Origin of the sequence: Leifsonia sp. Root1293 (assembly GCF_001425325.1) — a bacterium.
In the GTDB taxonomy this organism is placed as follows: domain Bacteria; phylum Actinomycetota; class Actinomycetes; order Actinomycetales; family Microbacteriaceae; genus Orlajensenia.
In genome coordinates, this window is record NZ_LMEH01000001.1 from 205,855 (window position 1) to 231,092 (window position 25,238).

The 25,238-nt window shown below is 69.8% G+C and carries 25 protein-coding genes; 15 read left to right on the forward strand and 10 right to left on the reverse strand.

From position 1 onward, the window contains the following. Positions 1 to 21 precede the first annotated feature (21 nt). Positions 22 to 867 (reverse strand): ABC transporter substrate-binding protein, encoded by an 846-nt coding sequence (locus ASC59_RS00905; protein WP_055817529.1) that lies wholly within the window; start codon positions 865 to 867, stop codon positions 22 to 24. Positions 868 to 1,019: 152 nt separating this feature from the next. On the opposite strand from ASC59_RS00905, the gene ASC59_RS00910 reads away from it, so the two are divergent. The 3 genes from ASC59_RS00910 to ASC59_RS00920 all read left to right on the forward strand — a co-directional run bounded on the left by ASC59_RS00910 (position 1,020) and on the right by ASC59_RS00920 (position 4,174). After that, the gene (locus tag ASC59_RS00910; RefSeq protein WP_082513316.1) at positions 1,020 to 2,396 is read left to right on the forward strand and encodes a glycosyltransferase 87 family protein; all 1,377 of its coding nucleotides are present in this window, start codon (positions 1,020 to 1,022) and stop codon (positions 2,394 to 2,396) included. 16 nt (positions 2,397 to 2,412) lie between these two features. Continuing rightward, entirely contained in the window at positions 2,413 to 2,721 is a 309-nt protein-coding gene (locus tag ASC59_RS00915) for a thiamine-binding protein (protein WP_055822587.1), read from the forward strand. Between the two features lie 172 nt (positions 2,722 to 2,893). Then, positions 2,894 to 4,174, forward strand: coding sequence for an MFS transporter (locus ASC59_RS00920; protein ID WP_055817531.1), 1,281 nt, complete (start codon positions 2,894 to 2,896; stop codon positions 4,172 to 4,174). Positions 4,175 to 4,377: 203 nt separating this feature from the next. On the opposite strand, the gene ASC59_RS00925 is transcribed toward ASC59_RS00920, so the two are convergent. From ASC59_RS00925 to ASC59_RS00950, 6 genes are all read right to left on the reverse strand, one after another. Then, the gene (locus ASC59_RS00925; RefSeq protein ID WP_268765471.1) at positions 4,378 to 5,031 is read right to left on the reverse strand and encodes a response regulator transcription factor; all 654 of its coding nucleotides are present in this window, start codon (positions 5,029 to 5,031) and stop codon (positions 4,378 to 4,380) included. Positions 5,032 to 5,079: 48 nt separating this feature from the next. Continuing rightward, a complete protein-coding gene (locus tag ASC59_RS00930) occupies positions 5,080 to 6,327 on the reverse strand; it encodes a hypothetical protein (protein WP_055817535.1) in 1,248 nt (415 codons plus the stop codon). Further along, complete coding sequence (locus ASC59_RS00935) at positions 6,327 to 7,490, reverse strand: sensor histidine kinase (RefSeq protein ID WP_055817536.1); 1,164 nt, start codon at positions 7,488 to 7,490, stop codon at positions 6,327 to 6,329. The genes ASC59_RS00930 and ASC59_RS00935 overlap by 1 nt, the downstream gene beginning before the upstream one ends. A gap of 42 nt (positions 7,491 to 7,532) precedes the next feature. Further along, entirely contained in the window at positions 7,533 to 8,747 is a 1,215-nt protein-coding gene (metX, locus tag ASC59_RS00940; RefSeq protein WP_055817538.1) for a homoserine O-acetyltransferase MetX, read from the reverse strand. Positions 8,748 to 8,904: 157 nt separating this feature from the next. Then, positions 8,905 to 10,239, reverse strand: coding sequence for a bifunctional o-acetylhomoserine/o-acetylserine sulfhydrylase (locus tag ASC59_RS00945; protein ID WP_055817540.1), 1,335 nt, complete (start codon positions 10,237 to 10,239; stop codon positions 8,905 to 8,907). 115 nt (positions 10,240 to 10,354) lie between these two features. After that, on the reverse strand, positions 10,355 to 11,488 hold the full coding sequence (locus tag ASC59_RS00950; RefSeq protein ID WP_055817542.1) for an acyltransferase family protein: 1,134 nt from the start codon (positions 11,486 to 11,488) through the stop codon (positions 10,355 to 10,357). Positions 11,489 to 11,552: 64 nt separating this feature from the next. Here ASC59_RS00950 and ASC59_RS00955 point away from each other — a divergent pair, with 64 nt between their 5' ends. The 6 genes from ASC59_RS00955 to ASC59_RS00980 all read left to right on the forward strand — a co-directional run bounded on the left by ASC59_RS00955 (position 11,553) and on the right by ASC59_RS00980 (position 15,739). Continuing rightward, positions 11,553 to 12,335 (forward strand): SDR family NAD(P)-dependent oxidoreductase, encoded by a 783-nt coding sequence (locus ASC59_RS00955; RefSeq protein ID WP_200942273.1) that lies wholly within the window; start codon positions 11,553 to 11,555, stop codon positions 12,333 to 12,335. Between the two features lie 57 nt (positions 12,336 to 12,392). Beyond that, positions 12,393 to 12,896: a phosphoribosyltransferase gene (locus ASC59_RS00960; RefSeq protein WP_055817546.1), complete on the forward strand. Its 504-nt coding sequence runs from the start codon at positions 12,393 to 12,395 to the stop codon at positions 12,894 to 12,896. A gap of 232 nt (positions 12,897 to 13,128) precedes the next feature. Next, positions 13,129 to 13,848, forward strand: coding sequence for a Type 1 glutamine amidotransferase-like domain-containing protein (locus tag ASC59_RS00965; RefSeq protein WP_055817548.1), 720 nt, complete (start codon positions 13,129 to 13,131; stop codon positions 13,846 to 13,848). 22 nt (positions 13,849 to 13,870) lie between these two features. Further along, a complete protein-coding gene (locus ASC59_RS00970; RefSeq protein WP_055817549.1) occupies positions 13,871 to 14,605 on the forward strand; it encodes a uracil-DNA glycosylase in 735 nt (244 codons plus the stop codon). 23 nt (positions 14,606 to 14,628) lie between these two features. Further along, positions 14,629 to 15,207 (forward strand): GNAT family N-acetyltransferase, encoded by a 579-nt coding sequence (locus tag ASC59_RS00975; RefSeq protein WP_055817551.1) that lies wholly within the window; start codon positions 14,629 to 14,631, stop codon positions 15,205 to 15,207. A 22-nt stretch (positions 15,208 to 15,229) separates the two neighbouring features. Further along, entirely contained in the window at positions 15,230 to 15,739 is a 510-nt protein-coding gene (locus tag ASC59_RS00980; protein WP_082513318.1) for a VOC family protein, read from the forward strand. Positions 15,740 to 15,742: 3 nt separating this feature from the next. Here ASC59_RS00980 and ASC59_RS00985 read toward each other — a convergent pair whose 3' ends face one another. Continuing rightward, a complete protein-coding gene (locus ASC59_RS00985; protein ID WP_200942279.1) occupies positions 15,743 to 16,585 on the reverse strand; it encodes an SDR family NAD(P)-dependent oxidoreductase in 843 nt (280 codons plus the stop codon). Between the two features lie 88 nt (positions 16,586 to 16,673). Between ASC59_RS00985 and ASC59_RS00990 the strand changes: the two genes are divergently transcribed. The 6 genes from ASC59_RS00990 (at position 16,674) to ASC59_RS01015 (ending at position 23,228) form a co-directional block, all read left to right on the forward strand. Beyond that, positions 16,674 to 18,101, forward strand: coding sequence for an amidase (locus tag ASC59_RS00990; protein ID WP_055817553.1), 1,428 nt, complete (start codon positions 16,674 to 16,676; stop codon positions 18,099 to 18,101). 142 nt (positions 18,102 to 18,243) lie between these two features. Then, a complete protein-coding gene (locus tag ASC59_RS00995) occupies positions 18,244 to 19,179 on the forward strand; it encodes a siderophore-interacting protein (RefSeq protein ID WP_055817555.1) in 936 nt (311 codons plus the stop codon). 1 nt (position 19,180) lies between these two features. After that, positions 19,181 to 20,233, forward strand: coding sequence for a FecCD family ABC transporter permease (locus ASC59_RS01000; protein ID WP_055817557.1), 1,053 nt, complete (start codon positions 19,181 to 19,183; stop codon positions 20,231 to 20,233). After that, complete coding sequence (locus tag ASC59_RS01005; protein WP_235492538.1) at positions 20,230 to 21,300, forward strand: FecCD family ABC transporter permease; 1,071 nt, start codon at positions 20,230 to 20,232, stop codon at positions 21,298 to 21,300. The genes ASC59_RS01000 and ASC59_RS01005 overlap by 4 nt, the downstream gene beginning before the upstream one ends. Further along, a complete protein-coding gene (locus ASC59_RS01010; protein WP_082513319.1) occupies positions 21,297 to 22,166 on the forward strand; it encodes an ABC transporter ATP-binding protein in 870 nt (289 codons plus the stop codon). The genes ASC59_RS01005 and ASC59_RS01010 overlap by 4 nt, the downstream gene beginning before the upstream one ends. Positions 22,167 to 22,205: 39 nt before the next feature. Then, on the forward strand, positions 22,206 to 23,228 hold the full coding sequence (locus tag ASC59_RS01015) for an iron-siderophore ABC transporter substrate-binding protein (protein WP_055817559.1): 1,023 nt from the start codon (positions 22,206 to 22,208) through the stop codon (positions 23,226 to 23,228). Between the two features lie 128 nt (positions 23,229 to 23,356). Here the strand turns inward: ASC59_RS01015 and ASC59_RS01020 are convergent, their stop codons facing one another. Beyond that, positions 23,357 to 23,716: a hypothetical protein gene (locus ASC59_RS01020; RefSeq protein ID WP_055817561.1), complete on the reverse strand. Its 360-nt coding sequence runs from the start codon at positions 23,714 to 23,716 to the stop codon at positions 23,357 to 23,359. A gap of 32 nt (positions 23,717 to 23,748) precedes the next feature. Beyond that, positions 23,749 to 25,203: a dihydrolipoyl dehydrogenase family protein gene (locus tag ASC59_RS01025; RefSeq protein ID WP_055817563.1), complete on the reverse strand. Its 1,455-nt coding sequence runs from the start codon at positions 25,201 to 25,203 to the stop codon at positions 23,749 to 23,751. Between the last annotated feature and the right edge of the window lie 35 nt (positions 25,204 to 25,238).

A 25,238-nucleotide genomic window follows, 5' to 3' on the forward strand; every position in this document is an offset into this window, starting at 1 on the left:
ACAGAGTACTGGGGAGTCCGTCTACTTCAGGACCGGCGCCGTGTCCTCGGAGCCGAGCCACTTGGTCGCCAGCTCATCGAGGGTGCCGTCCTCCCGAAGGGCGTCGACGGCCTCGGAAACGCTCGTCGTGAGCGGGCTGTCCTTGGCGAGCACCAGACCGAACTGATCGCCCGTTGTGCCCTCGGCCTGGGGGAGCTGGCCGATGATCTTGCCGCCGTCGAGCTCGGCTCCGGTGAGGTAGAAGGCCGTGGGCAGGTCGACGACGATCGCATCGACGGTGCCGTTCTGCAGTGCGAGCTTCGCGTCGTCGTTCGAGTTGAACACCTGCGCCTGCGAGTCGGGCGCGATCACGTTCTCCACGGCGGTGAGGCTCGTGGTTCCGGTCTGGGCGCCGATGGAGAACTTCTTCAGGTCGGCGATCGACGTGGCACCGGCGGCCGGCGACGATGCGATGGTGATGACGGTCTGGGTGGTCTCGTAGTACGGCGAGGAGAAGTCGACTGCCTGCTTGCGCTCGTCCGTGATGGAGAACTGCTGCAGGTTGAAGTCGAAGTCCTTCGGGCCGGGCGCGATTGCCTCGTCGAAGGTGGAGCGCACCCAGACGACGTCGGAATCCGCGAAGCCGAGCTGTCCGGCGACGGCGTAGGCGACTGCGGATTCGAAGCCCTCTCCCGACTCCGGCTTGTCGTCGATGACCCAGGGGTAGTACGCGGGCTCGGCGGTTCCGATGGTCAGCTTGCCGTCCGTGACGTAGCCGCTCTCCGACGTCGAATCCGAGGAGGCACCGGCACATCCGCTCAACGCGACGATGCCCGCAGCGACGACGGCGAGTGCGAGGGCACGGGTGCGGATGGTGCGTAGGGGCATGGCTGTCTCCTGGAGAAATCGAGGGGGAGTCTCAAGCTTGCCGCATCCGTGGAAGCGCGATGACGAATCGAGTCGTCCTGTGACACAAGTGATATCGAAGGCACCGGGTGCGTGGCGCAGGCGGCCGGATGCCGCGGGATAGCATGAGCGCCATGGCCGGCACCACAGCATCCGTTGCTCCGCCGGCTCCTCGGTGGACCGCGCGCAGAGTGCTCGGCAACCGTCTGGCGCTGTGGACCGCGTTCGTGCTCGTTCACGCGGAACTGCTCTGGATCGCCCTGACCGGACCCGGCCTGCCCCTCGGCGACGTCACGCTGGTCTACACCACCTGGATGAAGACCGCCGCCTCCAGCGGCTACGTCGTGGGACTCGACGGGCCGTTCGTGTATCCGATCCTGGCGATCCTGCCGATGGGGCTGGCCGCGATGTTCGGCTTCGACCTGTACGTGTACGCCTGGCTCGGGCTGGTCGTGCTGCTGAACGCCGGCGGCTTCGCGGTGCTGATCGGACTGCGTCGCGGCCCCGTGACCCGGTTCGTGCCAGCCTGGTGGTGGTTGGGGTTCCTGATCCTGCTCGGCCCGATCGCCGTCGGCCGCATCGACGCCGTCACGGTGCCCATCGCCCTCGTCGCGGTGTTGCTGGTCGCCGGGCGTCCGCGGCTCGCGTCGGTGCTGCTCGCCGTGGCCACCTGGATCAAGATCTGGCCGGCCGCCGTCATCGCGGCCCTGCTCATCGCCTCGCGGGAGAGGCTGCGCATCTTCCTGGCGGCCGCCGCGACGAGTGTGCTGATCGTCGTGGTCTGCCTCGTGCTCGGCAGCGGGTGGAACGTGTTCAGCTTCATCACCGAGCAGACGGGACGCGGGTTGCAGATCGAGTCGCCCGTGAGCACCATCTGGCTGTGGCAGGCGGCGGCGGGGAGTCCGACGTCGTGGGTCTACTACGACCACGACATCCTCACGTACCAGGTCACGGGCCAGGGAACCGAGTTCGCGAGCGCCGTGATGACGCCGCTGCTCCTCCTCGTGGTCGGCGTCATCGTGGCCATCGGCATCAGAGCCCAGCTGCAGCGCGCGCCGTTCGTCGCGCTCTTCCCGCCGTTGGCCCTGGCCCTCGTGACGGCGTTCATCGTGGTGAACAAGGTCGGCTCACCGCAGTTCATCTGCTGGCTGGCCGTGCCCGTCGTCGTCGGCCTCGTCTACAGGGGACGCCGTTTCGCAGTCCCGGCCGTCATGACTCTCGTTCTCGCCGGGCTCACGCAGCTCATCTACCCGTTCTTCTACGGCTGGCTTCTGGTCGCGAACCCGCTGGCGGTCTCGCTGCTCACCCTGCGCAACCTCCTGGAGGTCGCGCTGCTGGTGCTGGCCGTCGTCATGGTGTGGCGCAGCGGCTCGCACGCGGAGCCCGCGGCCGATGCCGATGCGGATGCGGATGCGGGGGAGGGCGATCCCGTCCTCGGCGCCGCATCCGGCGCAGCATCCGGGGCCGAGGTCTGGAAGAGTGGAAGCCGGTCGCCGGACGCGGCCGACTGAGGCTCGGGAGGCCATCATGCTCGTCGCATTCTCCGTCGCTCCATCGGGAACCGGCCGCTCCGACGGCTCGGTGCATGACGCCGTCGCCGCGGCCGTGCGCATAGTGCGGGAGTCCGGCCTGCCGAATCAGACCGACTCGATGTTCACGACCATCGAGGGCGACTGGGACGAGGTGTTCGCGGTGATCAAGGACGCGACGGATGCCGTCGCCGAATACGGGTCGCGGGTCTCGCTGGTGCTGAAGGCCGACATCCGCCCGGGGTACTCGGGCGAGCTCACCGCCAAGGTCGAGCGTCTCGAGGCCGCGATGGAGAACGACGGCTGACCCTCCCCGGCCGCCCGCCCCGCCCCGCCCGCCCTGCCCGCCCCCACTCGGCGAGTCGCCCGTCTTCGTCGCATCCGGCGACTCCCACCCGTCCGTTGGCGACGAATGTGGGCGACTAGCGAGGGTGCTCGGCCGAGTCGAATCGATTCGATTCCCACGCTAGGGTTGACGGGTGACCCTCGATGCTGCCGGGCCGACGACTCTGTCGCCGGCCCGTACCCGTTTGGCCCTGCTCGCTCTCGCACTGGGCGGCTTCGGCATCGGCTCGACCGAGTTCGTCGCCATGGGGCTGCTGCCGAATCTCGCGAGCGACCTGCTTCCGGGGCTGTACGGCTCCGACCCGGCGGCCGCGAACTCGCAGGCAGGGCTGCTCATCTCGGCCTACGCCCTCGGTGTCGTGGTGGGCGCTCCCACCATCGCCGCCGCCGCAGCACGCTGGCCGCGCAAGCAGCTCCTGCTCGCGCTGCTCACCGCGTTCACCCTCGGCACCATCGCCTCGGCCGTGCTGCCCTCGTTCCAGCTCGTGCTCCTCGCCCGCTTCGTGGCCGCGCTTCCCCATGGCGCCTACTTCGGCATCGCCTCGCTCGTCGCAGCCAGCCTCATGGGTCCGGGCAAGCGGGGGCAGGGCGTCGCCTTCGTGCTCAGTGGCCTCACCATCGCCAACGTCATCGGTGTTCCGAGCATCACCTGGATCGGACAGCTCTACGGATGGCGCACGGCCTACCTCGTCGTGGCCGGCATCTTCGCTCTCACCTTCGTGGCCGTCGCCCTCGCCGTTCCGTGGCAGGCGGGCGACCCGAAGGCCACGATGAAGAACGAGCTCAAGGCCTTCACGCGCCTGCAGGTGTGGTTCGCCCTCGCCATCGGGGCCATCGGCTTCGGCGGACTGTTCGCGGTCTACAGCTACGTCGCCCCGATGGCCACAGACGTCACCGGACTGCCGGCATCCGCCGTCCCCCTCGTGCTCGTCGTGTTCGGCATCGGCATGACCATCGGCAACATCGTGGGCGGGCGCCTCGCCGACCGAAGCGTTCGGCGCTCGATGTACCTGTTCTTCGCCATCCTCATCGTGGCGCTCGTGGTGATGGGCTTCACGGTGTCGAGCGTCGCCGGGCTGCTCGTCGGCGTCTTCTTCGTCGGCGGCACGTCGGCAGCGCTGTCGCCGATCATCCAGACCCGCCTCATGGATGTCGCACGCGACAGCCAGTCCATCGCAGCGGCCCTCAACCACTCGGCCCTGAACATCGGCAACGCGCTCGGAGCGCTTCTCGGCGGAATCGCCATCGGCGTCGGCCTCGGCTACGTCGCCCCCATCTGGATCGGCCTCGGCCTCAGCGTCGCCGGGCTGCTCCTGGCCGTCGCGACGTTCTCCATCGACCGGGCCCGTCGCACGCGCGGGGTCGAGGTGCCGTACGGCACGGCGTCTCTCAGCGCGATCCGCGAGCCCGCGTAGCAGTAGGCCCGCGTAGCCGTAGGCCCGCCTACCAGTAGCCCCGTGTGGCAGTAGCCCGGCGCAGCCTCGGCCCGCGTGGCTCGACGAGCGGCATCCGCTCGCCCGAGAACAGGCCGAAACGACGAGAGCAGGCCCAAGGGGCCTGCTCTCGGTGTATTCGTGCGTTCGGGCCTGTTCTCCGGTGAGGGAGCGACCCGTCGCGATCAGTCGGTCTGCAGCAGGATGCCGTCGTGGATGGCGCGCTTGCGGAGCGCCACCTTCGTGCCGACGTCGTAACCGGCCTGGCGGTACTTCTCGCGGATGCGCTTGAGGTAGCTCTTGGCCGTCTCCTCGGAGATGCCGAGCTGGTAGGCGACGGCCTTGACCGGCTCGCCGGCACCGTAGAGCGCCATGACGCGCCGTTCCTGGGCCGACAGGCGTGGGGCGTCGCCCGCGGAGACGGAGTTGATGGCGAGGTCGAGTTCCTCGGAGATATAGGACTCCCCGACGTAGGCTGCGCGGATGGCCTCGGCGATCATGTTCGCCTCCTCGCTCTTCACGAGGTAGCCCAGCGCGCCGGAGTCGAGCGCCTGCCGAACGACGGCGGGCTCGGAGTACGTGCTCATGAGCACCGTGCGCACGCCCGTGGTCTTCAGGGTCGCGAGCTTGAGCGAGATCGGGATGTTGTCCTTGAGGTCGAGGTCGAGCAGCACGACGTCGACGGGGAAGGCCGAGTGGGTGAGGAGCTCGGGCCACGTGGTCACGGCTGCGACCATGTCGATGTCGTCGGCAGCGTTGCGGATCCACTCGGTGAGCGCACCCAGCAGCATGCGGTGGTCGTCGACGAGTGCTACCCGGATCGGTCCTGTACTACCCACTGTGTCCTCCTCATGGTCCGCCTGCCTCGCGGCGAATCCGTCACTACCCTATGTGTCCGACGCGCCGTCGACTGTGCAGTCGATCTCGACACGCAGACTCCCGTCGCGAACGGAGTCTATGTGCGGGCCGACGATTCCCATGGCCTCCCACGCTGCGGCATCCACTCGCCGGCGCATCACGCCCGTCGTCTCGAGCACGATGGGGAAGCGCACTGTGCGGTAGGCGCCCATCCTCGGCGGATGCGTCGGCCCGAAGATCAGGTGGACCGTCGCGCCCCAGCGGTCGGTGTCGCTGACGAGCAGCCACAGCACGAGGAGCAGCGCGTCCCGCTGGGGCGGCGTGAGCACGCCGGCCAGGCTCGACGGGTCGTCGATCGTGACGGCCGGAGCCAGGAACTCGCTCTCGGAGACGGCGTGACGCAGCCAGGTCTCCTTGCGGCCCTCGATGAGATGCAGACGCAGTTCGGTCGCGAGCGAGGCCGCGCGCGTGGATGCGTCGAGCGGAAGGGGCAGGGGCAGCCGACCGCCGGCGACGTCGTCGAAGAGTTCCTCGGCGTCGTCGTCGAGGCGGGTGAGCTCCTCGGAGGCGAGCATGCCGACGGTGAGCTGGGGAGCCTGCACGGTGCTCTGCACCAAGACCAGGTCGAGTTCGAGCTGCACCATGCGGCGGTAGGAGTGGACGACGGCCACTCCGAGCAGCGCCGGTCCGACGCCGATGGCGATCATCATGAGCTCGGGGGCCAGGGTGAGCACGTCGGGGCGGTCCTCCGCCGCGGCGGCGAGCAGGAGCACGATGCCGATCGCGACGTCGGCGATGAGGATCTGCACGGTCTCGCGCAGCGTGACGATCGCCAGGAGCAGGGCGGGGACGGCGAGGGCGGCCGTGGGGATGACGGAGGCCGACTCCGACCCCCAGACGCCGTAGAGGTCGAGGCCGATGACGGCAGCACCGCCGACCAGGTCGGCAGCGAAGAGCCAGTGCGGCATCTGCCTCGACAGACCGTGAACGATGGCCGTCGTCGATGCGACGATGACCAGCAGGAGTCCCCAGGCGACGACGGAGTAGCTCGCATGCTCCATGCGAGAGAGCTGGGTGAGGAACAACCCGAGCAGGAACACCGTGATGAGCGCCGCCCCGAGGCTGGTGCCGACAGTGAGGTGACGCCCGCCCAGCGCGTGCTGGTTCGCTCTGGTCGTGCTGACCGTGCGTTCCGGACGCCGGAAGGCGCGGGTGCGGCGCGGGAGGTTCTCGCGTCCGACGACGACGCCGAGGGTGTTCTCTTCGACGCTGGACATCACTTCGGCACCTCCAGGACGACAGTCGTGCCCGATCCGGGCGACGAGAACAGTCGGGCGTTGCCGCCCACATCCTGCAGGCGGGCGACGACGGACTCGGCGAAGCCGAGACGCTCGGCCGCCACTTGGTCGAGCGCGAATCCGACACCGGCATCCGTCACCATGGCGCGCACCGTGGTCTCGTCGTCGGTGATGGTGACGTCGGCCTCGGTGACCTCCGCGTGCCTGCGCACGTTCTCGAGGCATTCGCCGAGAGCACCCAGGAAGGAGTCGAGCACGTTGCTCGGGAGCAGCACCTGGCCGTGGCCGTGCCAGTTGACCTCGAGGCCCATGCGGCTGAAGCGCTGCTTGACGGACTCGAGGGTCGTGCCCAATGCCGTCTCGGCGACGGGTTCGAGGGTGTAGACGCCGGAGGTGCGGGGCATCGGCTTGCCGCCCAGCCGGAGCTGCCTGAGCAGCCTGGCGTCGTCGGCGGCCTGCAGACGCAGGGCGTTCTCGCTGACGCCGACCCCGGAGTGGGCGAGCAGGGTGAGTGTTGCGAGCACGGTGTCGTGCAGCAGTCGGGCATCCTGGCGGCGTTGCGCCTCGCGTTCGCTGGCCTGCCGCTCGCTGCGGTGCGCGCGGCCGACGCTCGCGATGCGGTGCATGACGCGCGGCACGCTGAGGCCGAGCCACCAGCCGAGCAGCGTGGCACTCAGCCATCCGGCCACGACGAAGACCTCGACATAGGGAAGCGTGAGACCGAGCCCGACCGTCGACATCGCGGCGAGCCCGATCGTGAGGAGGAACGAGACGGCGAGCACGGCGACCCGGCGTCCGCTGACGGGCAGCACGATGGCGCCCGAGGAGATGACGCCTCCGCCGATGATGGCGACCGCGGTGAGTGAGGCTGCATTCGCTCCGAGGGTGCTCGAGTTCACGGCGTAGATGGCACCGAGCCCGGCGACGAGCACGAGCCAGAACCACCGCAGGCGCCCAGACACGCCCAGCAGGTAGTGCCCGACCGTGATGACGCCGAGGAGCGACAGCGCGATGCCGAGTGCGACGGTGTCCGCCGCGCCGGGGATGCACAGGGTGAGGATCGCGACCGCTGTGCAGATGAGCCCGCTGAGCCGGGCCGTCCTGCGGAGCAGTCGATCCCGTTCCTTCAGGATGCGCTGCATGACACCTGCCTGGCTGTGAGGGATGGGTGGAACATCCACACCCTATCGTCGGGCGGCAGTCGCATCCAGAAGGCGCAGGAGGTGTCGGCCGACGGCATCCTCCTCGATCAGGAAGCCGTCGTGGCCGAAGGGGGAGTCGATCACCACCGGACTCCGCCCGTCGAGGGTGTTCGGCACGGCACGGGCGATGAGCTCCTGACCGGCGAGGGGGAACAGCCTGTCGCTCGAGATGCCGAGCACCAGGGTGAGAGCGGTGATTCCGGAGAGGGCGGATGCCGCCCCTCCGCGGCCGCGGCCGACATCGTGCGAGTTCATGGCGTCGACGAGGGTGATGTAGCTGTTGGCGTCGAACCGGCGCACGAAGCGGTTGCCGTGGAAGTCGAGGTAGCTCTCGACCGCGAACCTGCCGCCGTCGCCCAGGGGGGAGATTCCGCTCTGCCAGCTACGGGCGAAGCGGTCGTTGAGCTCCGAGGAACTGCGGTAGTTGAGCATGGCGAGCCGGCGGGCGAGCGCCAGTCCGGTCGCCGGGCCCTCGTCGCCGTCGTAGTAGTCGCCGCCGCGGAAGTTCTGGTCCATGCGCACGGCTTCGAGCTGGAGCGAGTTGGCCGCGATCTGGTCCGCCGTGAGCGCCGGCGGAACGGCGAGCACGGCGAGGCGCTCCACCCGCTCCGGATGGGTGATCGCCCACTCGAGCGCGTGCATGCCGCCCATCGAGCCGCCGACGACGGCCCCCCACCGCTCGATGCCGAGGGCGTCGGCGAGGGCGGCCTGGGCCGCCACCTGATCGCGGATGGTCAGGTACGGGAAGCGCGATCCCCACTCCGTGCCGTCGGGTGCGAGGGAGGCCGGACCCGTCGACCCCTGGCAGCCGCCGAGGAGGTTCGGGGCGACGACGAACCAGCGATCGGTGTCTATGGCCCGTCCGGGACCGACGACGCCGTTCCACCAGCCGCTCGTGATGTGGCCGGCGGATGCCGACCCGAGGACGTGGCTGTCCCCGGTCAGCGCGTGCAGCACCAGCACGGCGTTGTCGCGGGTCGGCGACAACGTGCCCCAGGTCTCGTAGGCGAGCCGCGCGAACGGGAGCGTGCCGCCGCGCTCGAGCTCGAGCGTTCCGACCGGGAGGAATCGCCGATCCCCGGGGTTCGCGCCCTCGTGCCAGGCCCCGGTCACCGGCGGCTTCCCGGCGAGCGCGCGAGCCTGGGCCTCGGTGATGAGGCTCGCGGTCTCGAAGTCAGCCGGGGTCTGCCAGTCCATGCTCTCCAGTCTGCCCCGTGCCGATCGGGTGCCGGCGTTTGTTACGGGGTACTGAAAAGCGAGGAGTTTCTCGCCTGAACCGGCCGTCCCGGGCGTTCCGGGGCCGATTCGGCGAGGAACTCCTCGCTTTCCAGCCGCTAGGGCGTGCGGATGCGTCCTAGCGGTCGGCGGCGATCGAGGCCACGGTCACGCTGCGGGCTGCGGCGAGGCCGGTCTCGAGGTCGGCGATGAGGTCGGCCACGTTCTCGATGCCGACGGAGAGGCGCACCAGGCCGGGCGTGACGCCGGTGGTGAGCTGCTGCTCCGGCGTGAGCTGCGAGTGGGTTGTCGACGCGGGGTGGATGACGAGCGAGCGCACGTCGCCGATGTTGGCGAGGTGGCTGAACAGCTCGAGGTTGTCGACGAGCGCACGACCGGCATCGACGCCGCCCTTGAGCTCGAACGACAGCACGGCACCGACACCCTTGGGGGCGTACTTGTTCGCCGCCGCGTACCAGGGGCTCGACGGAAGTCCCGAGTAGTTGACCGACGCGATCTCCGGGTGGTTGTCGAGCCACTCCGCGATCTCCTGCGCGTTCTGCACGTGACGCTCGATGCGCAGCGACAGCGTCTCGATGCCCTGGATGAGCTGCCAGGCGCTCGCCGGGGCGATGGCCGAGCCGAGGTCGCGCAGCAGCTGCACGCGGGCCTTGATGATGTAGGCCAGGCCGTCGCCGACGGCGGCCGTGTAGCTGGCTCCGTGGTACGAGGGGTCCGGCTCGGTGAGCCCGGGGAACTTGTCGACGTTCTTCGACCACTCGAAGGTTCCGCCGTCGACGATCGCGCCGCCGATGACGGTGCCGTGGCCGCCGAGGAACTTGGTCGCGGAGTGCACGATGATGTCTGCGCCGTGCTCGAACGGGCGGATCAGGTACGGCGTCGCGATCGTGTTGTCGACGATGAGCGGGATGCCGGCCTCGTGGGCGATGCCCGAGACCAGGGAGATGTCGAGGATGTTGATCTTCGGGTTGCCGATGGTCTCGGCGAAGAACAGCTTCGTGTTCGGACGCACGGCCCGACGCCACTCCTCGGCGTCGTCCTGGTTCTCGACGAAGGTGGTCTCGATGCCGAGGCGGGCCAGCGTGTACTTGAACAGGTTGTAGGTGCCGCCGTAGATCGAGCTCGACGACACGATGTGGTCGCCGGCCTGCGCGATGTTGAGCACCGCGAAGGTCTCAGCGGCCTGCCCCGAGGCGACGAGGAGGGCTCCGGTGCCCCCTTCGAGCGCGGCGAGGCGCTCCTCGACGACGGCCTGCGTCGGGTTCTGGATGCGGGTGTAGATGTTTCCGAACTCGGCGAGGGCGAAGAGGTTCTTGGCGTGCTCGGCGTTGTTGAACACGTAGGACGTGGTCTGGTAGATCGGGGTGGCGCGTGCATTGGTGACGGGATCTGGCGCCGCTCCGGCGTGCACCTGCTGCGTCTCGAATGCCCAGCCGGCCTTGTCGTTGCTCATCGGGTCTCTCCTTCGAGGCCGGTGGTCCATCCACCGCTCGCAGCGAGCCTAGGAGCGCCACCCGCCACCGGCAATGACACCTGACACACGCGGTAACCGGATTCGAGGCATCCGTTCAGGAAGCGGGCGGCGGCCCGGGCGGCGCAGCCGGTGGAGGGAGGTGCAGGGTCTCCTTCGGTGCCGAGGCCGATGGGGCCTCGCGCCGGAACAGCCACGTGACCCTCGGCTCGACCAGCGGCCGGAACACCCGGCGCACGAACCGCTGCGAGAGCAGCAGGGCGATGGACAGGCAGAGCAGGATCATGCCGGGCAGCACCCACCACGGCTGGGGGCCGTCGAGCACGCCGGACTCCCGCAGCGGGAACAGCAGGAACGAGTGCAGCAGGTAGATGTACATGGTCGCTCCGCCGAGCGCCGTGAACCAGGTGGGCTTCCGCGGAAGCAGCATGAGGAACGCAATGGCCAGCACCATGGCGAAGAGCATGAGGCCGAGACGGATGCCGCCGGCCCACCACTCCGGATAGCCGATGGTCGGATACGGCTCGTCGTAGAGCAGGAAGCGGCGCACCTTCAGGTCGCGCAGGGGTTCGATGAAGACGGCGATCGACACGGCGAGGGCGAGGAACAGTGCGAGCGCTCCGGCCCGCCAGCGCCAGATGACCCGCGGCGGCAGTGCCAGCCAGCGGCCGGTGATCTGGCGCTGGCGCAGGGCCCAGCCGAAGACGAAGAACGGCAGCAGGCCGATGGTGCGCGACAGCGCGAGCGTCGCATCGATGGCGGCGAAGTAGCCGGCGAAGACCGAGATGGCCATCGTGATGATGAGCGGGTAGCGGAGCACCGCGAGGTAGGGGAGCAGCACCCGCCAGAGGGCGAGGGCGATGAGGAACCAGAGGGTCCAGCTGGCTGTCGCGTAGTCGAGCACGAACCTGCCGCCGAGCAGCCAGCGGATGGTCGTCCAGATGGTCTCGAAGATGATGTACGGAACGACGATGTCGGTCAGGAGCCGCTTGATCTGCCTGGTGCCCGGCGACGTCGCCTTGGCCATGTATCCGCTCACGGCCACGAACACCGGCACATGGAACGAGTAGATGAAGAGGTAGACCGCGTAGGCGGCATCCGAATCGGCGATCAGCGGCAGGATGCCGTGACCGACGACGACCAGCGCGATGGCGAGCCAGCGAGCGTTGTCCCACAGCGGAACGCGGTGCGGGGCACGCGGCTTCCGGTGCGGGGGAGCAGTCACGGTCATCCGTTCATTCTTGCAGCGCCGGATGCCGCGCAGTGGCCCTCGACAGTGCTGACAGACTATGAGCATGCAGATGAGGCGAGTGGTTGTCACCGGTGCGAGTTCAGGGATCGGAGCGGCGACCGTTCGCCGGTTCCGCGCCCATGGCTGGGAGGTCGTGGGCGTCGCCCGCCGAGCCGACCGCCTGGAGGCGCTCGCCGCCGAGACCGGTGCGTCCTACGTCGTCGCCGACCTCACGAAGCAGGCCGACGTCGACGCACTGCGCGACCACCTCGCGGCAACGGGCCCGGTGCACGCCCTCGTCAACAACGCGGGCGGGGCCAAGGGCCTCGACTCTGTCGAGAACGGCGACCCCGACGACTGGGCGTGGATGTTCGAGATCAACGTGCTCGGCGTGCAGCGCGTGACCAGTGCGGTGCTCCCGCTGCTGCGTTCGAGCATTGCTGCCGAGGGCGGAGCGGCGACCATCCTCACCGTGACGTCGATCGCGGGCCACGTCGCCTATGTCGGAGGCGGCGGCTACAACGCCGCCAAGTTCGCGGCCCACGCCATGACCGAGGTGCTGCGCCTCGAACTGAACGGCGAGCCCATCCGGGTGATCGAGGTGGCGCCGGGCATGGTCAAGACCGACGAGTTCGCCCTGGTGCGCTTCGACGGCGACCAGGAGCGAGCGGATGCCGTCTATGCCGGCGTCGAGAACCCGTTGAGCGCGGAGGACGTCGCCGAGACCATCGTCGACGCCGTCGAGCGGCCCGCCCACGTCGACCTCGACCTCATCGTCATCAAGCCCGTCGCCCAGTCGGCGCCGCACCTGGTGGCTCGGGGCCCGCTGAGCGTTCGCGAGGGCTGACGGGCATCGGCATCCCGCTGCGCGTCGGGGCCGGCTGCGGTCGGTAGTCTCGACTGCATGACCTTCGATGCGGGCGATGCCGGAACCGACCAGATCGAGCGCGAGGTGCTCACGTGGGATGCGTTCCACCTCGCATCACGCGGACTCGCCGAAGAGGTGCTGCGCAGCGGCTTCCAGCCCGAGGTCGTCATCGCGATCGCCCGGGGCGGGCTGCTGCTGGCCGGCTCCATCTCCTATGCGCTGGGCACCAAGAACTGCGGGTCGATCAACGTGGAGTTCTACACGGGAGTCGATGAGCGACTGCCCGAGCCGGTCCTGTCCGGCCCGATGCTGGATGCGCCCTCTCTCGCGGGCAAGCGCGTTCTGCTCGTCGACGATGTGTCCGACTCCGGGCACACCCTCGCCAAGGTGGTCGGGATCCTGCAGGAGACCGGATGCGAGCTCCGCACGGCAGCGCTGTACACGAAGCCCCGCACTGTGCTCGTGCCGGACTTCTCGTACAAGGCGACCGACCGCTGGATCACGTTCCCGTGGTCGGCCGAGCCGCCGGTCACCGTCTAGCTGCTGGCGACCGCTACTGCTCCCGCTCGCTGGGGCCTGGCGGAGTCGGCGCCCGAAGCGCGCATCCTCTCGCCGCTGATCGAGCTGCGGATCCCGACATCGAGTCCGCAGTTCCCGTGAGTGCCGCGGGCTTTACACCCGCAAGAACTTCGGTCTGGGTCCACGGCACCCACGTGAACAACGGAGTCGACGAGACCGGCGACGGTTGGTCCAGCGCCGTTAGGCTCGTGGCATGAGTGTTCATCTGGTCGGCGGCGGTTGGTCGCCTGATTCCGCGCCCGAGGTCTACGGGGCCTTCATCATCGAGGCGCTCGAGCGCGGACTCGGCAGTGGACGCGAGCACCCGCGCATCGCGATCATCGCCGTGCGCACCGGCGACGCCGAGGAGCACGCCGAGAAGCTCATCTCCGTGCTGTCGGCATGCGGCACCTTCGACGCCCACGTCACCGCCGTCGCCGAGGGTGCGCAGATTCCGGCGACCGCCCTGACCGACGTCGACGGCATCGTCATCGGCGGTGGGCTCACTCCCGCATACAACGACGCCGTCGCGCCGCTCGCCGGGGAGATCCGGCGCCAGGTCGCCGCGGGCGTTCCCTACCTCGGATTCTCCGCAGGCGCAGCCATCGCGGCCGAGCGGGCGCTGGTCGGCGGATGGCGCATCGGCGACGTCGCCGTCTGCCCGGAAGACGCATCCGAAGACCTCGACGAGGTGACGGTGCAGCAGGGCATCGGACTGCTCGACGTCTCCATCGACGTTCACGCCGCCCAGTGGGGCAGCGTCTCCAGGCTCATCGCCGCAGCAGAGGCCGGGCTCATCGACGGCGGACTCGCCATCGACGAGGACACCGTGCTCGTCGTGGGCGAGGGCGGACTGGTCGTGTCGGGCGCCGGCAGCGTCTGGCGTGCCATCCCGTCCGAGACCGGCGTGCTGGTGAGCACCCTCGGCGCCTGAGTACCGTCTCCGGGGGATTCGCATGACCGACGGCGCGCTGTCGCTTCCCGAGCTGGCCGAAGCCGGGCTCGTCGACGCGGGCTGGGCCGCGGCTCTCGCGCCCGTCGCCGACGACCTGGCCCACCTCGGCGGTTTCCTTCGCACGGAGACAGCGGAGGGGCGTGGCTACCTCCCGGCGGGCGAGAACGTGCTGCGGGCGTTCCGGGCGCCGCTCGCCGAGGTGAAGGTTCTGATCGTCGGCCAGGACCCGTACCCGACGCCCGGGCATCCGATCGGCCTGTCCTTCGCCGTCGATCCGCACGTGCGTCCGCTGCCTCGCAGCCTCTCGAACATCTACACCGAACTGCGGGACGACCTGGGCATCGCGACACCGCCCCACGGAGACCTGTCGGCGTGGAGCGACCGCGGCGTGCTTCTGCTCAACAGGGTGCTGACCGTGCGCCCGGGGGAGGCCGGATCGCATCGTGGGCGCGGCTGGGAGCGGGTGACCGACTGCGCCATCAGCGCCCTCGTCGCCCGACGGAGCCCATTGGTCGCCGTGCTCTGGGGGCGGGATGCCGCCAGCCTGGCTCCGCTCCTCGCCGAGACCCCGATCATCGAGTCGGCGCATCCGAGCCCCCTGTCGGCACGACGCGGGTTCTTCGGATCGAAGCCGTTCAGCCGGGCCGACTCCCTGCTCGTGGAACAGGGCGCAGACCCCGTGGACTGGACCCTGCCCGCAGCCGCGACGGACGGTGCGGAACCGGCTCTGTTCTGACCCGCCGGCGGTAGCCTGTCATCATGCTCGAAGAGGAATACCAGCCCCGGCGCACCCTCCCGCCGCACCTGCGCAAGCCGGCACCCGACGAGCCGCCGTTCGAGTACTCGATGCGCGACGCGAAGCCGGCCGACCTGCCCCACGTGCGCGAGATCTACAACTACTACGTGGCCAACAGCACGGTCACCTTCGACACCGAGGCCATGACCCTGCGTGCGTGGAAGGCGAAGTACGCCTACCTGGCGAAGCTCGGCATGCCGTTCATCGTCGCCGAGTCACCGCGCGGGGTCATCCTCGGCTACGCCCTCGTGGCGCCGTGGAAGCAGAAGCGCGCCTACAGGTTCACCGTCGAGAACTCGATCTACCTCGGACCGGCAGCCGCGGGCAAGGGACTCGGGCAGGCGCTGCTGGCCGAGCTCATCGAGAAGTCCAAGGCAGCGGGCCTCAAGGAGATCATCGCGGTCATCGCCGACCAGGGAGCAGGGGCCTCACTGCACCTCCACGAGAAGTTCGGCTTCAAGGAGATCGGCCGCATGGGCCGCGTCGGGTTCAAGTTCGACAGGTGGCTCGGAACCGTCATGCTGCAGAAGAGCCTCAAGTAGCGAGACAGGGACGGAGAGGTCGATGACCGACGCCACAGGCGATGCGACAGGCGACGCGACACGCAACGACACTGGCGAGGACACGGGCAAGCCGGCGCATCCCAGCCCTGACGCAGCGACGGATGCCGCCCCTACCCCCGCCGGTCGCGTGCTGCAGCTGCGCGTGGTGGTCGAGGCCGAGGACTTCGAGCAGGCGCTGGCCTTCTACCGCGATGCCCTCGGCATGCCGGAGCAGGAGGCCTACGAGGCCGACGGCGGAGCGCGCGTCGTCATCCTCGATGCCGGCCGCGCCACCCTCGAGATCGCCAACCCGGCCCAGAAGCGCATGATCGACGACGTCGAGGTGGGCCGTCAGGTCGCCCCGCACATCAGGCTGGCCTTCGAGGTCGCCGACGCCGCCACGGTGGCCGACGAGCTGGCCGAGGCCGGGGCATTCGTCGTCGCGCCGCCCGTCAGAACCCCGTGGGAATCCCTCAATGCACGCTTCGACGCGCCGGGAAGCCTGCACATCACCGTCTTCGAGGGGCCGTGACCATCACGCCCGCGACGTCGGCGCCGTCGCCCGCTTCGGCGATGTAGCGCGGCCCAGCGCCGTCAGGAGCGATCGCTTGGGAACGAGCCCCACGAGCGAGGCTCCGGCAGCGTTGCCGGCTCCGCTGACGATCGACGGCGGGGTCGACCGGGCGTCGAGCGCCCTGAAGGCCGTCTCGATGACCTGCGCGGCCGTCTGCGGGTTGCGGAAGAACAGGTCGCCGTTGCCGGCCACCTCCGTGAACTCGGTTGCCGTCGGGCCGGGGCAGAGCGCAGTGACCTTGAGCCCGGTGCCCTTCGCCTCGTACCAGAGCGCCTCGGTGAGGCTCAGCACGTAGGACTTGGACGCCGCGTAGACGGCCATGAACGGCACGGGCTGGAACGCCACGACACTCGCGATGTTCACGAGCGCGCCGTTGCCGGGCGAGGTGCGGCTGTGCGCGGTCAACGGTCCCCAGAACGCCCGGGAGAGCTGGGTCAGGGCGGAGACGTTCAGCTGCACTTCATCGTCGAGACGCGCACGGTCGATATCGCCGAATCGGCCGTAGCTGGCGAAACCGGCGTTGTTGACCAGGCTCCCGACGCGGATGCCGCGGGTCTCGATGTCGCGCACCAGCTCGTCGACGGCATCCGGAGCCGTCAGGTCGAGCGGGATGACGGTCGATTCGGTGCCGTAGCGTTCGGCGAGGTCGACGGCGAGGGCCTCCAGCCGCTCCTGTCGTCGCGCCACGAGGACCAGATCGGCGCCGCGTCGGGCGAACTCGTGCGCGAACTCCACCCCCAGACCGCTGCTGGCGCCGGTGATGACGGCTGTGGTTCCCATGGGGTCGAAGTGCTGGCGTGCCATGTGTCGAGCCTACGGTGGCCTCGGACGCCATCGCTCGTCGGCCCGGCGCCACGGTGCCCCCAAGGCGAGCAGCAGTAGGCTCGGCCGTGTGGGGGAACTGCATGAATACACGGCACTGCACCAATGGACGCTGCTGCAGTCCGGGGAGACGTCACCGACGGAACTGGCAGCGCACTACCTCGAGCGCATAGCGCGCATCGACGGGGAGATCGGCGCCTTCGTCACGGTGACTCCGGATGCCGCCCTCGAACGCGCTCGTGCCCTCGAGGCCTCCGACCGTCGCACGGCTCCCATCTGGGGTCTGCCCATCGGCGACAAGGACCTCTGGCAGCGAGCGGGAGTGCCGACGGGGTTCGGCTCCAGGCTGTTCGCCGACTACATCCCCGAGGAATCGGACGCAGTCGTGGAGGCCATGGATGCGGCGGGCGGCGTGAGCCTGGGCAAGACCGCCAGTCCCGAGTTCGGCCTCCCCGCCTACACCGAGAGCCTGGCCGCGGGTGCCACGCGCAACCCGTGGAACACCGCGCTCGGCGCGGGCGGGTCCAGCGGCGGCGCAGCGGCCGCGGTCGCGGCTGGACTCCTGCCATTCGCCCCTGGCTCCGACGGGGGTGGCTCCATCCGCATCCCCGCAGCGGCCTGCGGCCTCGTCGGACTCAAGCCGTCGCGCGGCCGGGTGCCGTCGCAGAGCGGCATCGACTCTCTCGGCGGACTGGTCGTCGCCGGTCCCATCGCCAGGACCGTGACGGATGCCGCCCTGCTGCTCGATGCGCTCGTGACGCCGGACGGTTCGCGACCGGCGCATCCGTTCGCCCTCCGTGCCCCGGAGCAGGACGGGCCGTTCCTCGCAGCGGCGATCAGGGGCGAGGGTCGTTTCCAGCTCGGCGTGATGACCACGTCGGCGTGGGACAGTGCCCACGACGTGCTGGTCGAGGCCGAGGCGCTCGCGGCCCTCGACCTGGCCGTCACGATGCTCGGCGACATGGGACACGGGATCGAGCAGACGGCGCTCGAGCCCGACGAGAGCTACGCACCCGCCTTCCGCACGCTCTGGCAGGCCGGAGCCGCCTCCATCCCCGCCGAGACCCCGGAGCAGCTCGCGCTGCTCGAGCCGTTGACCCGCTGGCTCGTCGGCCGAGGCCGGTCGCTCCAGGCCCGGGAACTGGCCGAGGCCCTCGGAGTGCTCACCGCGTACGAGAAGTCGCTCATCCGGCAGCTCTCCAGCTTCGACGCCGTGCTGACTCCCGCGCTCGCCATGACACCCCGACCCGTCGGCTGGTACGACGAGTCCGATGGTGATCGCAACTTCGTGCAGCAGGTGCTCTACACCCCGTTCACATCGATGATCAACGTGTCCGGCCTGCCGGCGATCGTGCTGCCCGTGCACCAGACCGAGAGCGGCCTGCCGATGGGCGTGCAGATCATCGGACGCCCCGGGGGAGAGGCGACGCTGCTGGCGATCGGCACCCAGCTCGAGCGGCGGCTGCGCTGGCAGGATCGGCACCCGCCGGTCTGGTGAACGGCGCCCGGTGAGGGCCCGGAGGACAGCGGCGCGCGACGCGCGCCTCGGGCGGTGACCGGGCTCGGCCCGCTTCAGGGTGCAATGCGGTCGCACAGTGCACCGCTCAGCGAGCGCCAGACGAGTGTGTAAGACTTAGGTAATGCTTACCTCACAGAGTCCGGTCGAGGCGGTCGTCGAACCGCGGCCCGCCTACCGTGCCTTCTCCGCCACAGTGAGCGGCATCCGGCGACTGAGCCCGCATTTCGTGAGGCTCACGCTCACCGGTGACGAGCTGGCCGACTTCGGCACGGCCGGTCTCGACCAGCGCGTGAAGATCGTGCTGCCGCTCGCCGACTCCGGCTTCGCGCACTTCCCCCGCACCGTCGACTGGTACCGCGACTGGCGCGAGCTGCCCGAGGAGCACCGCAACCCGTTCCGCACTTACACCGTCCGCGCCGTGCGGCCAGAGCTGCGCGAGCTCGACATCGACTTCGCCATGCACGGTGAGACGGGCCCGGCCTCGGCGTGGGCGGCGTCGGTCCAGCTCGGCGACGAGTCGCTCGTCGTCGGACCGGATGAGCGCAGCCCGGGTCGCACGATCGGCATCGACTGGCGCCCCGGCGACGTGCGCACGGTGCTGCTCGCCGGCGACGAGACAGCGGCCCCGGCCATCTGCGCCATCCTCGAGAGCCTCCCGGCCGACGCGCAGGGATGCGCCATCATCGAGATCCCGACCCCGGGCGACGCCCTCATCGTCGATGCCCCTGCCGGCGTCTCGGTGCGCTGGCACCCGCGTGGCGGCGGCATCCCCCAGGGCGGAGCCCTCATCCCCGCCGTCCGTGACTGGACTGTGCGCAAGGTGCAGGGCCACCCGGATGATGCCCCATCGCCGCTCGACGACATCGACGTCGACCGCGAGATGCTGTGGGACGTGCCGGAGGGTCACAGCCTCGACGGCGAGTTCTACGCCTGGATCGCGGGAGAGGCCTCTGTCATCAAGACGCTGCGTCGCTTCCTCGTGAGCGAGGCCGGTCTCGACCGCCGCTCCGTCGCCTTCATGGGCTACTGGCGCCTCGGTCGCGCCGAGCTCGACTGACGTGACGACGACAGACACCGCGGGAGCCGCTCCCGCCATCACTGGCGCGCGCCGACGTCGCGGCCTGCGCTGGATCGTGTTCGCGGCATCCGTCGTCGTGCTCATCGGTGTCGTGGTCGCCAGCCTCACCATCGGCGCCAGGGCGGTGTCGCTGACCGACGTGTGGAACGGGCTGGTCGCACCCGTCGCTGGCAACGTCGATCACCTCGTGATCCGGGAACTGCGGGTACCGCGCACGGTGATCGGCATCATGGCCGGAGCGGCGCTCGCCCTCGTCGGTGCCGTGATCCAGGGCGTCACGCGCAACCCGATCGCCGACCCCGGGCTGCTCGGCATCAATGCCGGCGCCTCGCTCGCCGTCGTCGTGGCCATCTCCGTACTCGGCATCTCCACCCCTGACGGCTTCATCTGGTTCGCCTTCGTCGGGGCTGCCCTGGCCGCAGTCATCGTGTTCGTCATCGGATCGAGCGGACGCGACGGCGCGACACCGGTGAAGCTCGCCCTCACGGGAGCCGCCGTGATGGCCACCGCGACTCCGCTCATCACCCTGCTGCTCATCTCCGACCTCGACACCCTCAACCAGTACAGGTTCTGGTCGGTCGGCTCGCTCGCGGGACGCGAGCTCGCCACGGCCGGCGCACTCTGGCCGTTCCTGGTGGTCGGGCTCGTGCTCGCCCTGCTGCTCGGGCGGCGACTCAACCTCCTCGCCCTGGGGGACGACGTGGCTCGCGGACTGGGGGAACGTCCGGCTGTCACGCACGTGCTCGCGGCGCTGGCCGTCATCGTGCTCGCCGGAACCGCGACGGCGCTCGCCGGCCCCATCGCGCTCGTCGGCCTCGTCGTGCCCCACGTGGCCAGGCGCATCACCGGGCCCGACTACCGCTGGATCCTCGCGTACTGCCTCACTCTCGGCCCGATCCTCCTGCTCGCGGCCGATGTGATCGGACGCGTGCTGGTGGCACCGGCGGAGCTCGAGGCGGGCATCGTCGTCGCCTTCATCGGCGCCCCCATGCTCATCGCGATCGTGCGCCGGGCGCGTCTGGCGGGAATGTGAGTGCCGCGACCGGCGTCGGGGCCGGAATCATCGAGCAGGGCATCACCCTGGTCGCGGGTGGGCGGATGCGCCGACGCCGACGCTCGGTGGTCGTCGGCATCGCGCTCGGCGTCGTGGTGCTGCTCGGGGTCATCACAGCCCTGTCCCTCGGGGCATCCGGACTCTCCCCGGCCGACATCATCACCACGCTGGTCGGACAGGGCACGCGCGTGCAGGAACTCATCGTGTTCAGGCTGCGCCTGCCCAGGGTGACGACGGCCCTCATCGCCGGTGTCTCCTTCGGGCTCGCCGGGGCGCTCTTCCAGACGACGTTGCGGAACACCCTGGCCAGCCCCGATATCCTCGGCGTCACCGGGGGAGCCAGCCTCGCAGCGGTCTTCACCCTGCTCGTGCTCGGGCAGTCGGGTGCGGCTCTGGGAATCGCGGCGTTCATCGGCGCCCTCGGCATCGCAGCCCTCATGTGGGCTCTGGCCTGGCGCGGCGGGCTCGTCGGCTACAGGTTCGTGCTCATCGGCGTCGGGCTGGCCGCCCTGGTGCAGGCCGCCCTCGGCTACCTGCTGACCCGCGCCGATGTGCGCGGTGCGTCGCAGGCCCTGGTCTGGATGATCGGCGGCATCGGCGACACCAGCTGGCCGGAGGTCGCCGCCGCAGCCGCGAGCCTGGTCGTGCTGCTCGTCCTCGTGCTCGTCCTGTCGCGACGGATGCCGATCCTGCAGCTCGACGACGACACCGCGCAGGCGCTCGGCGTCGACAGCACGCGTTCCCGGGCCGCTGCTATCGTGCTCGGCGTCGCGCTGGTCGCCGTCGGCACGGCCATCGCCGGTCCCGTCGCGTTCGTCGCGCTCGTCTCGGCGCCCATCGCCCGCTCGCTCGTGCGGAACGGGGGAGCAGGACTGGTGGCATCCGCCCTCGTCGGTGCCGCCGTCGTGGTGTTCGCCGACATCGTCGGCCAGCACCTCCTTCCCGGCGGCCTGCATGTTCCGGTCGGGATCATCACGGGGCTCATCGGAGCCCCCTATCTGCTCTGGCTGATCGCAGCCGGCAACCGGAAGGGATCCGACGGATGACGTCACCCCAGTCTCCCGACCCGCGTCTGCCCGAGCGGGCCGCACCGGCGTCCGAGCGGCGCAGGCACGTCCTCAGCGCCGATCAGGTCTCGCTCGGCTACGACGATCGCACTGTCGTCGACGGACTCAGTCTCGCCCTTCCCGACGGTGCCATCACCGTCATCGTCGGACCCAACGCCTGCGGCAAGTCCACCCTGCTGCGCGGGTTCGCCAGGCTCCTGCGTCCGAGCGCCGGCAGCTTCACGCTCGACGGCCGCGACCTCGGCAGCCTCTCGCCGCGCGAGGTCGCGAAGGTGGTGTCGGTTCTGCCGCAGCAGCCCATCGCTCCGGACGGCGTTCTGGTGTCCGACCTCGTCTCCAGAGGGCGCCATCCGCACCAGGGCTGGTTCCGATCCCGCTCCAGCGACGACGACCGCATCGTGGCCGAGTCCCTGGCCGCGACAGGCACGCTCGAACTGGCCGACCGCCGGGTGGAGGAGCTCTCGGGCGGTCAGCGCCAGCGGGTGTGGATCGCGATGGTGCTCGCGCAGCGCAGCGACATCGTGCTGCTCGACGAGCCCACCACCTTCCTCGACGCGACGCACCAGCTCGAGCTGCTCGACCTGCTGACCGATCTCAACCGTGATCGCGGGGCCACCGTCGTGATCGTGTTGCACGACCTGAACCTCGCCGCCCGCTATGCGGATCACCTCGTCGTGATGTCCTCAGGCAGCATCGTCGCGCAGGGCGCTCCCGCCGACGTCATCACGGCCGACATCGTGCGCACGGCGTTCGACCTGGACTGCGTCGTGACGACGGATCCCGTCGCCGGATCCCCGCTCGTCATCCCCATCGGGCGGCACCACCGCGCCGAGGAATTAGGGTAGGCTACCCTAAACACCCCCCACTTCTACCGGGAGACCTCCATGCCCTTCAGACCCCGCGTCCGTCACGTCGCCCTCGCTGCAGCCGCAGCGACCGCCCTCGTGCTCTCCGGCTGCTCCGCCTCCCCTTCGGACACCGATGAGACCACCGCGGCCTCGAGCGACGCCTTCCCCGTGAGCTTCGAGTCGAACTTCGGCACCGCCGAGATCGACGAGGCGCCCACCCGCGTCGCGACGTGGGGATGGGGGAGCACCGAGGCGGCGCTCGCCGTCGGCGTCGTTCCCGTCGCGATGGCCCAGCAGAGCTACGGCGCCAACGCCGACGGAGTTCTGCCCTGGGTCGCGAAGAAGCTCGAGGAACTGGGGGCCGAGACCCCGACCCTGCTCACCGATGACGGCGAGACGGTTCCGTACGAGGAGATCATCGAGGCTGAGCCCGACGTCATCCTCGCCCCGTACTCCGGCGTGACGCAGGAGCAGTACGACACCCTGAGCGACATCGCTCCCGTCGTCGCCTACACCGGCGATGCCTGGACCACCCCGTGGCGCGACGTCATCTCCACCGTCGGCGAAGCCCTGGGCAAGTCAACGAAGGCCGACGCCGTGCTCGCCGACCTCGACAAGACGCTGGCCGACCAGGCCGAGGCGCACCCCGAACTCGACGGCAAGACCATCGCGGCGGTCTGGGATGTCGGCGGAACCTTCTACGTGTACAAGTCGGCGGACCCCCGCGTCGAGTTCCTGTCCGCCCTGGGGCTGAAGAACGCTCCTGCGGTCGACGAGCTCGACAACGGGGAGGCCCCGTTCTTCTACACGCTGAGCTACGAGCAGCTCGACAAGCTCGACAGCGACATCATCCTGAGCTACTCCGACACCCAGGAGGAGGCGGATGCCTTCCTCACCTCGCCGACGACGAAGGCTCTCCCGGCCGTCGGCCGCGGTGCAGCCGCTCAGGTCGTCGGGACCGAGTTCATCGCCGCAGTCTCACCGCCCACGGCGCTCTCGCTCACCTGGGGTCTGGACGACCTCGTCGCCTCGCTGAGTGCGGCGGCCGCGAAGGCCTGATCGGCCGTTCTGCGCTGATCGCGTAGCCCGCGAGCGCAGCGAGTCGGCGTATCGAGATCACCCATGAGGGTGGTCTCGATACGTGTCCTCGCTTCGCTCGGTCATCACTCGACCAGCGGTGACTTCCGCTACCGCAGGTAGCCACCCTTCTCGAGCCCCGCCTCGATCTCGAAGCGGTTCTTCAGGGGGTCGCGACCTGCGAACAGGTAGAGCACGGGCATGAGGAATCCGTAGCGCTGCCACTGCCTCTTGTGCACGGCCTCGTGCTCGAGCACGGCGTCCGACACGTTCTGGCCGGTGAGATAGCAGCCGCCGACGCAGACGCCGCCCCGACGGTAGGCCCAGCCGGGAAGTCCGCGGAAGACCCAGAGTCCCTCCCGCTTCTCGACGCGCCCGGTGCTCCAGATGAAGCCCCATGTGAACCCCACCGTGGTGCCGTAGAGATAGCCGAGGCGGCTGAATCGGGAGTCGAAGAGGAAGCGCTTCATGGCCTCAGCCTAGGCGTGGCAGGCGGAGGACTTCAGTCCTCGGCGGTCGGTCTTCCGTAGGCCTCGAGCAGGCGCAGCCAGACCTCGCTCATGGTGGGGAAGGCCGGCACAGCGTGCCAGAGACGCTCCATCGGAACCTCGCCGACGATGGCGATGGTGGCGGCGTGCAGCATCTCGGCGACATCGGGGCCGAGCAGGGTCATGCCCACGAGCACCTCGCGGTCGAGATCGACGATGGCGCGCACCTGGCCCGTGTAGCCGTCGGCGTGCAGGCCGGAGCCCGACACGGTGCCGAGGTCGTAGTCGAGCACCTTCACGCGCAGGCCGGCCTTCTCGGCGGCATCCGCGGTGAGGCCGACCGATGCGACCTCCGGCTCCGAGAACACGACCGACGGAACGGCGCGGTGGTCAGCCGTCGCGGCGTGAACGCCCCACGTGCCGCCATCCTGCGCGAGTCCTCGGGCCCGGGCGACGATCACGTCGCCGGCTGCCCGGGCCTGGTACTTGCCCTGATGCGTGAGCAGCACGCGATGGTTGACGTCGCCGACGGCGTAGAGCCAGCCGCCGTCGAGCTGCGGGTTCCCCTGGGAGCGGACCCGCAGGGTCTCGTCGACGTCGAGCCAGCTGCCCGGCTTCAGTCCGATGGTCTCCAGGCCGAGGTCCTCGCTGCGCGGAGTGCGCCCGGTGGCGACCAGGAGCTCATCGGCCACCAGCTCCGTGCCGTCGTCGAGCGTGTACAGCACCTCTCCGGAATCCGCACGGGTCGCCGAGGCGATGGATCGTCCGAGGTGAACGGATGCCCCGGCGTCGCGGAGCGCCTGCACCACGGCTTCCCCGGCGAAGGGTTCGAGGCCGCCCAGGAGTCCGCTGCGAGCGATGAGAGTGACCTCGGTGCCGAACGACACGTACGCCGTGGCCATCTCGGCCGCGACCACGCCGCCGCCCAGGATCGCGAGGCGCTGCGGAACCGTCTGGACTCCCGTGGCCTCGCGGCTGGTCCATGGCTCGATCTCGGCGAATCCCGGGATGTCGGGGATCAGCGCCGCCGAGCCCGTGCTCACGACGACAGCGTGGCGGGCGAGAAGGGACGTTGTCGTCCCGTCGGGGCCGGTCACCGACACGGCCCGAGGCCCGGTGATGCGGCCGTGACCGCGCACGAGGTCGACGCCGACGCCCTGCAGCCACTCGACCTGTCCGCTGTCGTCCCAGTCGCTCACCCAGTAGTCGCGTCGCTTCAGCACTGCTGCCACGTCGATCGAGCCGTTCACAGCCTCGGCAGCTCCTCCCACGCGGCGGGCGGCGGCGATGGCCGCGCCGGGGCGCAGGATCGCCTTCGAGGGGATGCAGGCCCAGTACGAGCATTCGCCGCCGATGAGTTCGGCCTCCACGATCACGACCGAGAGTCCACCGGACGCGGCGCGATCGGCCACGTTCTCTCCGACAGGTCCGGCTCCGATGATGATGAGGTCGTACTCACGCGTCGTCATGTCGGCAGCCTAACCGGCGACCGGCGGGCGGGGGA

What these genes read in the sequence shown, in the direction of transcription:
- ASC59_RS00985 (WP_200942279.1), bottom strand. Translation starts at nt 16,585, where the DNA reads ATGGCACGCCAGCACTTCGACCCCATGGGAACCACAGCCGTCATCACC.
- ASC59_RS00955 (WP_200942273.1), top strand. Translation starts at nt 11,553, where the DNA reads ATGCAGATGAGGCGAGTGGTTGTCACCGGTGCGAGTTCAGGGATCGGA.
- ASC59_RS00950 (WP_055817542.1), bottom strand. Translation starts at nt 11,488, where the DNA reads ATGACCGTGACTGCTCCCCCGCACCGGAAGCCGCGTGCCCCGCACCGC.
- ASC59_RS00960 (WP_055817546.1), top strand. Translation starts at nt 12,393, where the DNA reads ATGACCTTCGATGCGGGCGATGCCGGAACCGACCAGATCGAGCGCGAG.
- ASC59_RS00965 (WP_055817548.1), top strand. Translation starts at nt 13,129, where the DNA reads ATGAGTGTTCATCTGGTCGGCGGCGGTTGGTCGCCTGATTCCGCGCCC.
- ASC59_RS00935 (WP_055817536.1), bottom strand. Translation starts at nt 7,490, where the DNA reads ATGCAGCGCATCCTGAAGGAACGGGATCGACTGCTCCGCAGGACGGCC.
- ASC59_RS01015 (WP_055817559.1), top strand. Translation starts at nt 22,206, where the DNA reads ATGCCCTTCAGACCCCGCGTCCGTCACGTCGCCCTCGCTGCAGCCGCA.
- ASC59_RS01025 (WP_055817563.1), bottom strand. Translation starts at nt 25,203, where the DNA reads ATGACGACGCGTGAGTACGACCTCATCATCATCGGAGCCGGACCTGTC.
- ASC59_RS00910 (WP_082513316.1), top strand. Translation starts at nt 1,020, where the DNA reads ATGGCCGGCACCACAGCATCCGTTGCTCCGCCGGCTCCTCGGTGGACC.
- ASC59_RS00980 (WP_082513318.1), top strand. Translation starts at nt 15,230, where the DNA reads ATGACCGACGCCACAGGCGATGCGACAGGCGACGCGACACGCAACGAC.
- ASC59_RS00945 (WP_055817540.1), bottom strand. Translation starts at nt 10,239, where the DNA reads ATGAGCAACGACAAGGCCGGCTGGGCATTCGAGACGCAGCAGGTGCAC.
- ASC59_RS01010 (WP_082513319.1), top strand. Translation starts at nt 21,297, where the DNA reads ATGACGTCACCCCAGTCTCCCGACCCGCGTCTGCCCGAGCGGGCCGCA.
- ASC59_RS00905 (WP_055817529.1), bottom strand. Translation starts at nt 867, where the DNA reads ATGCCCCTACGCACCATCCGCACCCGTGCCCTCGCACTCGCCGTCGTC.
- metX (WP_055817538.1), bottom strand. Translation starts at nt 8,747, where the DNA reads ATGGACTGGCAGACCCCGGCTGACTTCGAGACCGCGAGCCTCATCACC.
- ASC59_RS00970 (WP_055817549.1), top strand. Translation starts at nt 13,871, where the DNA reads ATGACCGACGGCGCGCTGTCGCTTCCCGAGCTGGCCGAAGCCGGGCTC.
- ASC59_RS00915 (WP_055822587.1), top strand. Translation starts at nt 2,413, where the DNA reads ATGCTCGTCGCATTCTCCGTCGCTCCATCGGGAACCGGCCGCTCCGAC.
- ASC59_RS00930 (WP_055817535.1), bottom strand. Translation starts at nt 6,327, where the DNA reads ATGTCCAGCGTCGAAGAGAACACCCTCGGCGTCGTCGTCGGACGCGAG.
- ASC59_RS00995 (WP_055817555.1), top strand. Translation starts at nt 18,244, where the DNA reads ATGCTTACCTCACAGAGTCCGGTCGAGGCGGTCGTCGAACCGCGGCCC.
- ASC59_RS01020 (WP_055817561.1), bottom strand. Translation starts at nt 23,716, where the DNA reads ATGAAGCGCTTCCTCTTCGACTCCCGATTCAGCCGCCTCGGCTATCTC.
- ASC59_RS00975 (WP_055817551.1), top strand. Translation starts at nt 14,629, where the DNA reads ATGCTCGAAGAGGAATACCAGCCCCGGCGCACCCTCCCGCCGCACCTG.